General features: G+C 64.2%; 12 protein-coding genes and 1 pseudogene. 4 read left to right on the top strand and 9 right to left on the bottom strand.

All coding sequences use genetic code 11. The annotated features are described in order from the left end of the window. Positions 1–26 precede the first annotated feature (26 nt). The 8 genes and pseudogenes from MNAB215_RS13970 to istA form a co-directional block, all read right to left on the bottom strand. Positions 27–1,394: pseudogene (locus MNAB215_RS13970) on the bottom strand (virulence factor Mce family protein). Then, positions 1,391–2,722 (bottom strand): MCE family protein, encoded by a 1,332-nt coding sequence (locus MNAB215_RS13965; protein WP_425436450.1) that lies wholly within the window; start codon positions 2,720–2,722, stop codon positions 1,391–1,393. Before MNAB215_RS13965 ends, MNAB215_RS13970 begins: the two are co-directional and overlap by 4 nt. Next, entirely contained in the window at positions 2,719–3,747 is a 1,029-nt protein-coding gene (locus tag MNAB215_RS13960; RefSeq protein ID WP_077079384.1) for an MCE family protein, read from the bottom strand. Before MNAB215_RS13960 ends, MNAB215_RS13965 begins: the two co-directional genes overlap by 4 nt. 34 nt (positions 3,748–3,781) lie before the next feature. Beyond that, positions 3,782–5,146, bottom strand: coding sequence for an MCE family protein (locus tag MNAB215_RS13955; protein ID WP_077079383.1), 1,365 nt, complete (start codon positions 5,144–5,146; stop codon positions 3,782–3,784). A 4-nt stretch (positions 5,147–5,150) separates the two neighbouring features. After that, on the bottom strand, positions 5,151–6,005 hold the full coding sequence (locus MNAB215_RS13950) for an ABC transporter permease (protein WP_077079382.1): 855 nt from the start codon (positions 6,003–6,005) through the stop codon (positions 5,151–5,153). Between the two features lie 4 nt (positions 6,006–6,009). Then, positions 6,010–6,780: an MlaE family ABC transporter permease gene (locus MNAB215_RS13945; protein ID WP_108637627.1), complete on the bottom strand. Its 771-nt coding sequence runs from the start codon at positions 6,778–6,780 to the stop codon at positions 6,010–6,012. A gap of 362 nt (positions 6,781–7,142) precedes the next feature. Further along, positions 7,143–7,946: an IS21-like element helper ATPase IstB gene (gene istB / locus MNAB215_RS13940; protein WP_077079381.1), complete on the bottom strand. Its 804-nt coding sequence runs from the start codon at positions 7,944–7,946 to the stop codon at positions 7,143–7,145. Further along, a complete protein-coding gene (gene istA, locus MNAB215_RS13935; RefSeq protein ID WP_077079380.1) occupies positions 7,943–9,172 on the bottom strand; it encodes an IS21 family transposase in 1,230 nt (409 codons plus the stop codon). The genes istB and istA overlap by 4 nt, the downstream gene beginning before the upstream one ends. 189 nt (positions 9,173–9,361) lie before the next feature. On the opposite strand from istA, the gene MNAB215_RS30775 reads away from it, so the two are divergent. Both MNAB215_RS30775 and MNAB215_RS13920 read left to right on the top strand, forming a co-directional pair. Continuing rightward, positions 9,362–9,712: a DUF7161 family protein gene (locus tag MNAB215_RS30775; protein ID WP_425436449.1), complete on the top strand. Its 351-nt coding sequence runs from the start codon at positions 9,362–9,364 to the stop codon at positions 9,710–9,712. 1,236 nt (positions 9,713–10,948) lie between these two features. Further along, positions 10,949–11,170 (top strand): hypothetical protein, encoded by a 222-nt coding sequence (locus tag MNAB215_RS13920; protein ID WP_131829123.1) that lies wholly within the window; start codon positions 10,949–10,951, stop codon positions 11,168–11,170. A 171-nt stretch (positions 11,171–11,341) separates the two neighbouring features. Here the strand turns inward: MNAB215_RS13920 and MNAB215_RS13915 are convergent, their stop codons facing one another. Next, positions 11,342–11,659 carry a hypothetical protein gene (locus MNAB215_RS13915; RefSeq protein ID WP_077079376.1) on the bottom strand — a complete coding sequence of 106 codons (318 nt, stop codon included), beginning with the start codon at positions 11,657–11,659 and terminating at the stop codon, positions 11,342–11,344. 426 nt (positions 11,660–12,085) lie between these two features. On the opposite strand from MNAB215_RS13915, the gene MNAB215_RS13910 reads away from it, so the two are divergent. Both MNAB215_RS13910 and MNAB215_RS13905 read left to right on the top strand, forming a co-directional pair. Continuing rightward, positions 12,086–12,772, top strand: coding sequence for a hypothetical protein (locus tag MNAB215_RS13910; RefSeq protein WP_108637626.1), 687 nt, complete (start codon positions 12,086–12,088; stop codon positions 12,770–12,772). 68 nt (positions 12,773–12,840) lie between these two features. After that, entirely contained in the window at positions 12,841–14,085 is a 1,245-nt protein-coding gene (locus tag MNAB215_RS13905) for a hypothetical protein (protein ID WP_131829122.1), read from the top strand. Positions 14,086–14,096: the final 11 nt, after the last annotated feature.

Raw genomic sequence — 14,096 nt, 5'->3', positions numbered from 1 at the left:
CGCTGCGCGGCGCCAACGGCCGTGCCTCACGAGCCACCTCCCGGCGGCATCATCATGCCGGACAGGCCGGCCGCGGGGTTGGTGGCGACCGTCGGAGACGCCGGCGGAGCATCCGGGGCGGGTGCGGCCTGTGTCTTGTTGGGCCAGGCCGAATGAGGTCACCTACAGCGAGGACTGGATGCGGCCCCGGGGGCTGGCGGCGTATCGGCGGCCGGCGGAACGTAGTCGGGCCGCATCCAGTCCTCGCTGTAGGTGACCTCATTCGGCCTGGCCTGTGCGCCGACGAAAAGGTTCTCCCCCAGCGGGGCGAAGTTGTACTGGCGGTTCTTCACGATCGGCGCCAGGTATTGCACACACAGTTTCGCTGCTTGCTCGCCCCCCAACCGGGAAGCGGCCTGGATGGCACCACACAGGAAAGCGATGGGGTTGGCCATGTTAGCGCCCGCTAGTACCCCGGTCAGCGCCCCGTTGGACGGCTCGAATATGTTGCTGAAGTTCACAGCTGCCGTCGGCAAGATGTGCAGCGTTTGTTTGATGTCGTCAAGGCTGTCGACCACCGCCTTGCTGATCGACGTCAACTTGTCCGACGTGGTGCCCAGCGTCTCCGAGTTATCTGCGACGAAGCTCTGCACGTCACCGACCACAGCGTTTAGGTCCTCGACCGCCTCGCCGACTTTGTTCGGGTCATCGGCCAGCAGCCCCGACACCGTGGCCAGGTTACGGTTCAGGTGCTCGAGCAGATCCGCGCTGTCGTGCAACGCCGACACCAGTGTCGACAGATTTTTCAGGGTGGAGAAGATGTCGTTGCTGTGATCGCCGAGCGCAGAGACCGTCTCCGACAGCTTGATGACGGTGTCGCGTATCGTGGCGCCTTGTCCCCGCAGGTTGTCGGCGGCGGTGTTGATTAAGGCGCCCAATGTGCTCACACCGCCCGGCTGACTCGGCTGCAGCAATGTGGTTAGCCGCTCGAGTTGCGTCCGTATGTCGTCCCATTCGACCGGTACCGCGGTGCGGTTTTGTGGGATGACCGCGCCCATTTGCATGGTGGGACCGCCGGTGTAGGGCGGCGTCAGCTGGATAGCCCGGCCCGTCACCAGCTGCGGGGACAAGATCGCGGCCTCGGCATTGGCGGGGACTTTGTACTTGGGATCGAACCAGAACGAAATCTTGGACCTCAGGGGCTGCGGTTCAATCTTGAGGACTTTGCCCACTGGCACGCCCCGGATGCGCACGTCGTCTCCGGCGAACAGACCGTTGCTGTTGTCGAAGTAGGCGACCACCAGCGTTCGGGCGGTGTGCTCGGCGGCTCGCATGGCGACGAACACCCCGGCGACGAGCACCAGGATGAGCGTGGTGGCCAACACCGTGCGGGCTTGTCGCAGTCTGGTCATCACGGTTGGCCTCCCGGCCGTGAGGGCCCCGGCCCGACTTCCACATTGATCGGCGAGGGCGTTGGTGCGGGGATGGGGACCGCCGGCGGCCCGGGCGGCGGGCCGCCAGGTGGTGGGGCCGGCGGCGGCTCCCGGTACGGGTAGCAGCCAGGGCCGGGCAACGCCATGCCGGGCAAACCGCACTGATGGTCGCCCGGGTTGCCGGTGATCGCGTCGGGCAGATTCAACCGCGGCTCGCCGCCCTGGCCGGTGCGCGGGTAGGGCACCGGCAGTGCCGGGGTCGCCGGCTCGCCGGTCTGCGGGTCCGTCACCTGCGACGGCAGCAGGGTGGCCGGGTCCAGTCCCAGGTCGGAGAATGCGGCACTGATGAACGGCTGCAGGAACTGGCCCGGCAGAAGGTTGACCACGTATGCGTTGAAGAATGGGCCGGACGCAAGCGACTCACCCAGGGACATGGCGTAGACGTTGAGCCCCTTGATCGCTTGTTGGATGCGTTCCTTGCGGTTGTCGACGATCGCGAGCACCGCATTGAGCTTGTCCAGCGCCGGGCGCAGCTGCTGTCGGTTCTCGGCGATGAACCCCTTCAGTTGCCGCGACACCGCCGAGATGTTGGTTGCGATCTGATCCAGGGCGCCGCTTTGCGTCCGCAGTTGCGCCAGCAAGGCATTGGTGTCCTTGACCAGGCTGACCACCTGGTCGGTGCGCTTGGCCAGCACTTTGGTTGCTTTGGCCGCGTTGTCAAGCAGGTGACGGAGTTGGGCGTCGTGCCTGTCGAGTGTTTGCGCAAACCGCGCCACCCCGTGGACCGCGTTCTTCAGATCTGGTGGCGTGCTGGAAAAGGTTTGCGCCAGGGTGGCCAACGAGTCGGACAGCTGGTTGGTGTTCAGCCCGCTGATGGTGGTTGCCAAATCGCCAAGCGCATCGGGCAGCTGGTAGGGCGACACCGTCCGATCGAGCGGGATTACGCCGACTAGCTGCCCTTCACCGCGCGGCGTGACCTCGAGAAACTTGGCGCCCAACAGGCTCTTGGTCTTAATCGCCGCCGCCGTCCGGTCGCCCACGTGAACGTTGCCGCCGATGTTGAACGTCACCAGAACGCCAGTCGCGTCGAGTGAAATGCTGGATACAGTTCCCACGGAATAGCCGGAGACCTCCACAGCGGCGCCGCTGGACAGCCCGCCAGCATCGGCGAAATAAGCGCGATATTCCTTGCCCTCTTTGAGGAAGGGCAGCTTCTGCCACTGCAGCGCAGCCACCAAGAGCCCGGCGAGCACCAAGATGCCGACAGTGCCCAGGACGAAGGGATTGCGTTGGGAGAGTGGTTTCCTCACTTCGGTGTGCACCTGCCGGTGCTTTGACCGGCTACCTTGACATACACCGGCTGACCTCCCTTGCCGTTCACCTTCAACACGACATCGCAGAAGTAAAAGCTGAAGAAATCCCCGTACACAGCTTGACGGTTCAGCGCTCGGTATTTGTCGGGCAGCGTGTTCAGCAGAGTGTCGAGGTAGTCGTGATCGGCAGCCGCGATCGCCGCGACACGGTCGGTCCCGTGAACCACCTCCTGAACGGGCTTCCGGGCGCGTGTCAGCAAGTCAGCAATGCTGCCGGTGGCGACGTTGGTGTAGGCCACCGCGTTGGTGATGTCGGTTTTGCGTTGCGCCAGCCCGTGCACCAGCTCCGCGAGGGATACCACCGCTTTGTCAAGCTGGTCGCTTTGGCCACCCAGTGATCCCAACACCACGTTGAGGTTGTCGACTACCTGCCCGATCAGCAGATCGCGGTCGGCCAGTGTGTTGGTCAACCCTGCGGCCTGATCCAGGAAGGACCCGATCGTGGCGCCCTGGCCCTGAAGCGCCTCAATCAACTGGCCTGTCAGGGCGTTGACCTGATCCGGGTTGAGCGCCCGAAACAACGGCCGGAAGCCGCCCATCACCGAATCCAGATCCAGTGCCGGTTTGGTGCGCGCCAGCGGAATGGTCTGACCGGGATTGAGGATTCTGGGGCTGCCGGCTCCTTCCTCGAGCGACAGATAGCGGCCGCCGATCAAGTCGTCGTAGCGGATTTCGGCCCGGGTGCCATCGGTCAAAACCGCGGACGCGTTGGCGCTGAATTCGACCCGTACCGTTGCGTCGGGATTGATGGAGATGTCTTCGACCTTGCCGACCTCCACGCCGGCGACCCGGACCAAGTTGCCCTGCTTCAGTCCGGACACGTTGCTGAACTCGGCGTTGTAGGTCTTGCCCTCGCCGAATCGGAACTCCGCAAAGACTGTCAGCAGCACGAACGTGACCAAGCCACAGATCACAAAGAAGATGGCCAGGCGCACAATGACGCCTGTCAGGTTTTCTTTCACAGCACCTGTCCCCCTTCGAGTAGATTGGCGGCCGTCACGGTGAGGGCGGGCCGGGTTCCGCCGACGTCGGGTTAGGCTTTGCTGGAGGCACTCCCGGCCACAGGGGCACCCCGCCCGGCCCGTAAAGCGCTGCCCCGACGGGCGCCGCCCCGGGGTAGGGCTCTGGTCCGACCGCAGGGCCGGGGATGCACTGGCGGATGCTCGGCGGCTGGGGCAGGCCGCGGGTGACCGGGAAGAAGTCAACCCAGCAGGGATGCCCGATGCCGGGGTTGGGCCGCATGTCAAGGCCGGTTCCCCAACCGGTATTGGTAACCAACTGTCGCACCGGGAAGTTCTTCGTGGGATCCGGCAGCGACCCGCAACCCGGTTTTCCTCCAGGTCCGCCCTTCGCGGCGACAATGGGCAGGTTGTCGGGATACACATAGGGGTCGTTGCCCAGCAACAGGCCGACATCAAGCCAGATCGTGCGGCCGTCCCCGCCCCAGGCCGGCCGCGCATTGTCGAGGAACCACTTGGCTCCCTGCAGCATGCAGGTGTACTCGGGGTTGTACTTCAACAACAGGTTTGTCGTCGGCTCGAGGTTGTTGACCGACGCGACGAAGCTGTCTCTGCTTGTGCCGAGCAGGTTGGTTCCGGCCCTCGTGAACCCGATGGCGTTGAGCAGCAGGCTATCTAGCGCAGTCTTGTGATTCACGATGGTGACACTGGAGGTGCTGGCGGCGTTCAGGATAGCCACGATGTCTCGGGCGGCCGCGTCGTAGGTATCGCTGAAGCTTTTCAATGAACGCCAGTCTTGACGGATAGTGTCGCGGCGCGCGTTGAGTGCCAGCAGAACCTGATTGAGGTCGGTGGTGGCCTGGCCTATCTGTTCCCCCCGCCCGCGCACCGCGTCGGCCACCGCGGTCAGCACGGCGTTGAGCTTTTCCGGATCGACCATGTTGAGCAGATCGACGACGTTCTCAAAGACCGTGTTCACCTCGGTGGTGACATTGCTGGAATGCAGCACCGCACCGGCGACTAAGTGCCGGGCACTGGGATCAGCAGGAGAGATCAGGTCGACGAATTTGCCCCCGAACACGGTGGTGACCTCGATCTTTGCCTCCACGTTGGCCGGGATGTATTGGAGCTGATCCGGGTCGATCTCCAGCGTGAGGCCGGCCCGGCCGTTGTCATCGTTGACCTGGGCTACGCGACCCACCTGCACACCGCGCATCATGACCTTGGCGCCGGTGTCCATGACCAGCCCCGAGCGATTCGATGTCAACGTCACCAGCACATAGGACCGGAAGGTTTCATCAAAGGACGCCGCCGCCACGAAAACAACCGCACCGATCGCCGCGAACAAGACCAGCGTCCACCACGCGTCGTGCAAACGGTGCAGACCTTGCCTGTGATTCATCCCGCTAGCTCGCCAGGTGGAAGTTGCCGGACTTGCCATAGATGGCGAATGTCATGACGACGATGAGCATCGACGCGACAACCATGGAGGCACGAACGGCGCGGCCAACGGCCTCGCCGACCCCGGCCGGCCCGCCGTGCGCCGTGTACCCGTAGAAGGTGCACAGAAGCATGATCATCACGGCGACCGCGGCGACTTCGAACAACGCCCAGAGCAGGTCGCTCGTACTGAGGAACGTGTTGAAGTAGTGGTCGAAGACGCCAGACCCCTGACCATAGACGACCGTGGTGCCGAGGCGAGCGGCCATAAACGCCGTGATGAGCCCCACAAAGAACAGTGGGATAGCCACCACGACCCCGGCCACCACCCGGGTGCTCGCCAGATAGCTGACGCTGCGGATACCGATCACCTCGAGCGCATCGATTTCCTCGTTGATCCGCATCGCCCCCAGCTGAGCGGTGCTACCGGCACCGATGGTGGCCGCCAGCGCGACCATGACAGTTCCTGGCACGATTTCTCGGGGATTGAAAAAGGCCGATGCGAAGCCCGTCAAGGCCTCCACGCCGACGGAAGCGAATTCGTTATAGCCCTGCACTGCCACAATTGCACCGGTAGTCATCGTCAAGAAGCCGACGATCACGACGGTTCCGCCGATCACCGCAAGAGCCCCGCTCCCCAACCCCATTTGCGCGATCAGCCGGAACAGCTCGCTCCTGTAGTGCATGATGGCATCGGGAACCCCGGCCAGTGTGGTGATGTAGAACCGCGTCTGCGATCCGATCCGATTCCATTCAGCCACCAGGGTTTTCGTCGTACGTTGTAGGCGCGGATGTAGGTTGCTCGGAGCACTAAGCGTCACAGGTTCACCTCACCATGAACGGCATGCCGACAGCGGTGACGATGATGTTGGTCACGAATAAGACGATGAAGGCAAACACCACCGTTTCGTTCACCGCGCTGCCGACCCCGGCGGGGCCGCCGCCGACCGAGATGCCCTTGTAACAGGCGATCAGGCCTGCCGCCAACCCGAATAGCGTCGCCTTGACCATCGAGATGATGACGTCGGCCATGTGGGTGAGCGTGGTGAGACCCGTCACCCACGCACCCGCCGAGACGTGCATAAGAAATACGGAGCAAAAGAACGCACCGATAAGACCCGCGGTGATCACCACCGAGGCCAGCGCCAGCGAGACGGTGGTCGCCGCCAACACGCGCGGAACCACCAGCGCCTGGATGGGGTTAATGCCCATTACCCGCATCGCGTCGAGTTCCTCGCGGATAGTTCGCGCACCCAGATCGGCGCACATGGCGGTGGCGCCGGCGCCCGCGACCACCAAGACCGTCACTATCGGGGCGCTCTGGTCCACGGTGAAGATCGCGCAGCCGGTGCCGGAAAAATCCGCGGCACCGATATCGGTCAGCAGGACATTGAAAAGGAACCCCGAAATCACTGCCCAAGGGATCGTCATCAATATCCCGGGGAGTGTCGATACCCGCGCCACGAACCAGCACTGGAGTAGGTATTCACGCCACGCGAAAGGTGGCTTGAACATAGTCACGAAAGTCTCCGCTGTCATCACGAAGAAGTCGCCCATCGCCCGGACCGGCTTGGTGGCCGGATGTAGCGTCACCATGCGTGCCGCCCCAACGCGGTCGGCAAATGGGCACATCGCCACTTGCATGGGCATGACGATGCTGTGTGGTCCAGCACACAGTCAGCCGAGGACATAGCAGGCACGATATCGACGTGATCAGCCTGGTAACTACCCTCGACAGGAGACACTTTTGTCTCTCGTCAGAGTGAAGTCTTGGGGGAGCTCGGCTGATCGAGTACGGCTCTACAGCGCACCCGCGGCAAGCCGCCGGGCACTCGACCGCCACACAGAGCAGGGCAGCCGTCGACCTGGTGAGGGATCGCTGTGGACTTTGGACCGAGTGAGTGTCAACGTCGGGTGAATCTGTACCCCTTTGCGTCGGTTGAAAGTGGACCCCGCTCCTAGGTTTCTTTGGTGGTTGTGGCCGCGGGGACGCGGCCGAGGTCTCGGTCCTTTAGTCGGTAGCTGTCTCCTTTCATTGAGAGGACCTCGGCGTGGTGGACAAGGCGGTCGATCATGGCTGCGGCGACGACGTCGTCGCCGAAGACTTCACCCCAGCGACCGAAGGGCTTGTTCGACGTGACGATCAGACTGGCGCGTTCGTAGCGGGCTGAGATCAACTGGAAGAACAGATTGGCCGCTTCGGGTTCGAACGGGATGTAGCCGACTTCGTCGATGATCAACAGCGGCACGCGGCCGAGTTTGATCAGTTCGTCTTGGAGTCGGTCGCCATGGTGGGCCGCGGCGAGACGGTCGACCCATTGGGCGGCGGTGGCGAACGCGACGCGGTGCCCGGCCTGGCAGGCTCGGATGCCGATTCCGATCGACAAGTGCGTCTTACCGGTCCCGGGCGGTCCGAGGAAGACGACGTTCTGTTTGGAGGCGATGAAGTCCAGGGTGCCCAGGTGCGCAATCTGATCGCGTTTGAGGGATCGTTGATAGTCGAAGTCGAACTCCTCCAATGCCTTTCGTGCTGGGAACCGGGCTGCACGGATCCTGCCCTCACCACCGTGGGACTCGCGGGCGGCGACCTCGCGTTGCAGACACGCCGCCAGGAACTCCTCATGGGTCCAACTCTCGGCGCGGGCCCGCTCAGCCAACCGCGCAATCGCATCACCCAGCGAGGGCGCCTTGAGGGCGCGGGTCAGAAACGCCAGCTCGGCGGTGATGTCGCGGCTAGAGGTCGAGGTGCGTTTGGTGGTCACGAGGCGGCCTCCTCGCCCAGACCCAGGATGCGGTCGTAGTCAGACAGATCCCGGTAGGCCACCGCGTCGTCAGCAGGCGCGCTCGCCGTCAGCCGGTGCCGGGTCCGCAGCTGTGCGGCTGCCTCGATGTGGGCGGGGTCGCTGATCGTCTGATGCGCCGCCCAACACCTCCGATGGACGGCGACCAGAACCGAGTCACACTGCACCCACACCATATTCAGATCCGCGCTGACGCTGACTTTGCGGCCGATCACCGACGGGTGCACCGAGTAGTCATTGGTACCCAGGCGCACGTAATGATCGCGCCCCAACCGCACCGTGGTGGCCCAGCCCACCGCCGGCGCTGTGGGCGGCAACTCCAGCATCGCTGCGGCATCAGCATCCCAGCGATCGGCCGGCCGACAGCCCAGCCTGCGATGAGTACGGGAGTTGGCACCGACTAACCACGTGGTGAGTCGGTCGTTGAAGTCCGCCGGAGAGTCAAACGACCGCCCCGGCAGAAACGAGGTCTCCAAGTAGCCGTTGGCCCGCTCCACCAGACCCTTGGCCTCCGGGTCGGCGGGCCGGCACAACACCACCTTGATGCCCAGCACCCCGCGGAAGGCGTTCATCGCCGAGGTGAGTTCGGGCTTACCACCCCGCCACTTACCGACCGCAGACTCGTTGTCCCACACCAATGCTCGCGGGACAACACCCCAACCGCACAACAGTTCCCAATGCCCGCACAACAGATCCGGTGACTGCCGCGACGGCAGCATCTTCGCGGTGATCACTCGCGAGTATCCACTGACCATCACCAGCACCGGGGGCCGGCCAAACTGACCACACCCCAGCGGGATGTCCACCGGCGGAAACCACAGATCGCACTGCGCCAACTCACCGGCCACATACTGGGTTCGCCCCGACGGGTCTGGCGGCAGATACAGCGGCCGCAGCTCACGGATCCGGTCCTTCAAAATCGTGATCCCATACCCCCAGCCGACCCGCTCAGCGATCACCGTGGCCGGCATCCTCGGATAGGCCCGCAACAACTCACGGATCTGCGGCTCGACCGCGTCGACCTTCGAACCACGCGGCAACCGCTCATACTTCGGTGGCCCCTCAGCCGCCAACGCTCGCCGGACCGTATTGCGGCCCACACCCATCACCCGGGCAATCGCCTTGATCGGCATCCCCTCCGACCGGTGCAACCGGCGGATCTCAGCCCAATCCTCCACTGACATCACTTCCTCAGCATCAACGGAGGGGGTCCAAATTCACCCGACGATCAGGGGTCAGTCTTCACCCGACGCCGACAGTGAGGTAAATCGTGGCGTCAGAAGCAGATCGTCGGACCACATGCCCAATACTTCCAAGACGCCCTGAGGAATCGGCAGCGTAGAGCTCGCCAACCGATCGAGAGCGCGGCCCTTGTATTGCCGTGGTACGGCTGCGTCCAACAAAAACTCGCACGCAATTTCCCTTCTAGTTACCGGAGCGCCGCGCGACAATCAAGGCGTGGCGCAGAATCGCGGCGAGACCACACATTTCACCGGTTCTGCTACGACACCACCGGACTACACGGCAAGCGACTGCGGGTGCTGACTGACATGCCAACCAATGATGCCGGGTGGCCCCAAGATCATCTGCCCAAGGGCATCACGGACGTCGTTGCTATCGACAACGAACCCAGCGTCAATCTCAGCGTCCGAGTTCATCCGCCGCAGAATCCGAACTGCGTCGCCTTCGTCGCTTTCGATCAGCTTGCTATCTACGACGAGCAGTGAGCAGCTGGCAACTGTGCAGCGATGGGCTTACTGGGGATAGGTCAGCAATGCAGGCCCGAGATTCCCACGGGGAGTACGGTTTGGGAGTTAAATCGCCATGCCGCATGAATATCCCTGAGCCCGGTAGCCACTCCTGATACCCGTAAGGCGGCAGCTCATTCGAGCCGGACGGATACAATTTCGCACCGGGAAATCCGACTGCGATGCCCAGACGCTGGACCTAACTCGACGTACCGATTTGGATGGCCGTTGTCGTCTACGACATTCGCTGGCCCAAGGGCCCCCGACTCGAGCACCTTTAGACCAGGGAGTGCTCCCCGACGCGCCTGGAGCAACCCTATCCGCCGCGGACGGCTCCGGGGTGGCAGCCGCCATTCGCCGCAGCCACCCATACACCGTCTGACACCCACCACCGCACCTAGTGCATCCGAGCGCGCGGCGGACCGCGCGCTCGCCGCCTTCAGCACCGCACGCACGTCCCCCACTTTGACCCCCGCCAATTCAGCAATCGTCGCAACAGATTCACTGCACGCCTGAATTCATGTCACCGCTGCAGCACTGGCCTGAGGGTGCTCATCACGTCGCCGCACACCCTCTGCTCGCACTTCCTGGACGCGGTTTTCTCCCACTCGTCAACAGCCCCTAACCGTCCTAGTTCGACCAGAACGACACGGCATCATCGACGTTGCGGCGCTCGCACTTAGACGCGCTTCATTGGCTTTCACTTGCGCCTCGCGAACACGCTTGCGCGCTTGTGTTTCGAGTTGATGTTCACCATCGCTGAACCATATGACGCCGCCGGGCTTGGGCTCTACCACCAACTCCAACATCACCGCCGCGATCCCATGTCCCCCTTTGTCGCCGCCCCCTGTGTCCCAGTTCTTGAGCACACCAACATAACTCGCTCCACCGAGTTGGCGCTGCTCACCAACGCCGAACGCCACCACCATTTTTCAACCGCCCCACGCACCACACACCTCTTGCATTAAGGGCATGAATCGGGGCGGTCTTTTCGTCCGTACGAAATGGCGTTAGTGTTTCATCGTGTCCGATCGGCCTGTCTGTCCGCGCTGTCGGGCCGGGCTGCCCGCGGCTGTCGGCAGGGGTCGTCCACGCGTGTGGTGCTCGCAGGTATGCCGCCGGGCCGCTTATGAGGAGCGTCGAGCTGCTCGGTCTGGAGCGATCGGAGTGCGCGTCGAGCGTGTGGTGGAGCGCGTCGAAACGCCGGTGGTGTGCATGGAGTACCGCGATCGCGTCGTGGAGCTGCACGCGCCATCACCAGACCCTGCCCAGGCGGCCGCGATCGTGCTTGCCTCGCCCCGCGCGTGCCGCGATGTGCTCGACGGCCTGGCCGATGCCGCAACCCTAGGTAGCCTGCATCGTGGCGAGCACGACGCCACCGTGCGTGCAGCTGCGCGGCTGCTGACTGCGCTGCGGGCCGCCCGGCTGCTGGGTTAATTACCGGGGCGCGGTCCCGCGGCCGCGGCGCCGCGCAGCGCGCCGCGGTCCTACCGTCGCGCTGGGACGCGCTTCATCTGGCGCTGTCCTCGCGGCGCGCGCTGACCTAGGCAGCGAGCCTGGCCGCGGTCGCCCGAGGTCGTGGGACGCGGCGATTCGGCGGCCACAAAGTCAGGCCACCGCAAAGAATTCGGCGACCGCCACCTCGGGCAGCACCTCGCACAGCACCGCGACCAGTGCGGCTCGGCGGGCCTGCAGCACCACCCGGGCGTGGGTGTCAGCATCGGGGAGCTGCCAGTGCGCTCGGCCCCATTCGGTCACGGCGCGATCTGCCCAATCATCGGCCAGCTCCGCCACCCTGTAGGCGACCTCTTGAGCGGCTTCGGCGACGAACTCCTCGCGCTCCGCGTCATCCCAACTCACCGGCAGCCGCAAATGCCGGCCCAACACCCGAGTGAGCAACGCGGTCGGTACCAGATCGTCGTCCATACCGTCATTGTGCGCTGGCCGAACCTGTGTGGTGCGAATGCGCGCCCTGAAACGACCGGCGTCCGTGGGCGGATCCCACTCGAGGAACGGTTGCACTGACGACGGGCGGCCACGCGGCGAACTGTTGGCATGAGAACTGCCCATCGTCGACACGCTGCCGTTGCCACTGCACGCGTTGCGCGCTGCTCGCAACCGTCGACATCGCAATTCCGGAGGGTCCGGCACTTTTCGACGTTGCGTCATGCCGTGGCGAGTTATTTGCGGGTCACTGGTAGACGCCTTGTCGCGCTTCGTTTTACGCTGCGGCAATACCAGGCCCGTTGCGAATCGAAGCGACACGCGTTGCCCACCAAGCGGACTGAGGTCGGCGTCGTTGGTGCGGAGTTCGCAGCGGGTCGCGGCCAGTAGCGGGAGGGGCCCAGCACGATGGGACGCAAAAGTCGCCACAAGCGCGAACGCAGGCTCGGTCAGGTGCAACCGACGCCCAAAGAAGCCGCACGCGCGATCGTCAAGGCCGAACGACGCACTCGCGACATCGCACCCACCGTCGAAGCCTATACACGCGTCGCGGCAAGCGGCCCAGCACAACTGGCCGCAGCACTCATCAATCGCCACACCACGCGGATCGACAATCTCGATGCCGTGGCCCAACGTTTGATGGACGACTGCGTTCCTCATCTGTTGGCGATCAGCGCATTGGACGCAGCTCTTCTCGGCGGAGGCCGTCATCTGCTGTGGTATTCGCCGCCGCATGACAGCCGGTGGCCAACACACCTGTCCTGGAGTCTGGAAAGCACCATCGCGGCGCTGCGCTTGATGCTCGCCGGCCAAACCGTGGGCGCCGCAATCATTTTGCGGCAACAACTTGGCCGATGGACACTCCTGCTGGCGCGGGCCGAACCTGTCGTCCAGCGCCGTCGCGAATCGATCGAGTCGTTCATCTCTCGAGCGTGGACGCGCGGCGCCATGGAGATGCTCGGTCGATACAGTCACGACGTCGGGGTAGGCGACATCTTCGACGATATCGACACCCCCCCCACCCCCCCCCCCCCCCCGCCCCCCCCCCCCCCCCCCCCCCCCCCCCCCCCCCCCCCGCGGAAAGGGGAGGGGTAAAATCCGGGGGTGCGCGGCGGTTTAAAAAAAAAAAAAGAAGATGTGCTAGACACCCACCCACCACAGGAGTGATCCGCACCGACCACGAGCATGTCCAACTCGACGGACAGACCATATGCCCCGCCCACGTGTATCACGAACTGTGTCAGCTCATCGATGCACAACCACCTGAACCGCCGACCGAGGGCGAGGTTGTTCACGACCCCGACGCCACGGACTCGCCGACCCGAGCTCTCTGCGATGCGCTGTCGCTGTGCCTCCTGCACATGCAACTCGCCGCACCAAGAAGAGGCGCAGCGCCACCCGACCCCGACACCGCACGCGCACTCGGTTCGCCGTCAGCTCCCCAGCGACCACCCGCCGTGCACGCGGCGACACCACCAGCGCCGCTGTGCACGTCGCCGCTCCACCGAGCGACCCCGGCCCTGGTGCCGCTGGTGCGCACCGAACTGGCCTCCCCCACCAACATCAACGAACTCTTCCAGCGCTACACCGACTACCACGCAGTGCTCGCTGACAGATCCCGCGCCGAGCATCCCACGCCGCGAGAGCTCGCCGAACTCACCTTCGCCGCGCACCGCTACATCAGATTCGCGATCACCGAGCACTGCCATGCCCTGGACCTCAACATCTCACACGGGCGCCTCGGGATCCGCCACCATCTGGGCCCGCGGTCCGCGCAGATCTTGACCGCGGAATTCGCCGCGCTGTGCGCGCACTGGAACCAGTCCCAACCACACATCGCTGCCGCCGCCACCCAAATCTCGGCAACCCTGCTCTCCGGGTATTGGCTGTGGCTCGAAGAAGACGACCGCGCCATGGGAATCCTGCGCTGCACACTGCACCACGCCGCGCGAATGCGGTTATGGCACACCAACCCCGACGCCGCCCAAGCATTGCAGACCATCCCCTCGACCACCCCGCGCCGCTGGCGCAACATCGCAGGCTGGTCGCAACACCGCTCGCTCGATTTCGCGCTCTACGACTACGCCCACGCCAACCGCGAAAGCCGCATCGACGCCCCAGCCCTCCTCTTCCGCGGGTACGACCACTACGCCCAAGATTGGCTCTCCCAGCGCCAAGCCCGAGAAGTAGCGCTGAACAAAGTCACCACCCTCGCCGCCACCGAAATCATGAAAGTCGTTGATACACACCAATCACGAACAATCGCCAACACCATGCGCCAAGCACTGCACAACAGCGGACTCGACCTCCGGACCAGCCCAGCACGCCGACAACCCGAGGGCCGCACGACGCCAGACCGCACCGCACACGACACCACCACAACCCCCGACACACCACTTTTCGACTAACCCGATACGCG

It is taken from the genome of Mycobacterium numidiamassiliense (assembly GCF_900157365.1).
Lineage (GTDB): Bacteria > Actinomycetota > Actinomycetes > Mycobacteriales > Mycobacteriaceae > Mycobacterium > Mycobacterium numidiamassiliense.
This window is presented reverse-complemented; position numbering and strand designations above follow the sequence as displayed.

Excerpts from the sequence above, each read along its gene's own strand:
- MNAB215_RS13920 (WP_131829123.1), top strand. The coding sequence starts at position 10,949 with ATGGAGTACCGCGATCGCGTCGTGGAGCTGCACGCGCCATCACCAGAC.
- MNAB215_RS13945 (WP_108637627.1), bottom strand. The coding sequence starts at position 6,780 with ATGGTGACGCTACATCCGGCCACCAAGCCGGTCCGGGCGATGGGCGAC.
- MNAB215_RS13915 (WP_077079376.1), bottom strand. The coding sequence starts at position 11,659 with ATGGACGACGATCTGGTACCGACCGCGTTGCTCACTCGGGTGTTGGGC.
- MNAB215_RS13955 (WP_077079383.1), bottom strand. The coding sequence starts at position 5,146 with ATGAATCACAGGCAAGGTCTGCACCGTTTGCACGACGCGTGGTGGACG.
- MNAB215_RS13910 (WP_108637626.1), top strand. The coding sequence starts at position 12,086 with ATGGGACGCAAAAGTCGCCACAAGCGCGAACGCAGGCTCGGTCAGGTG.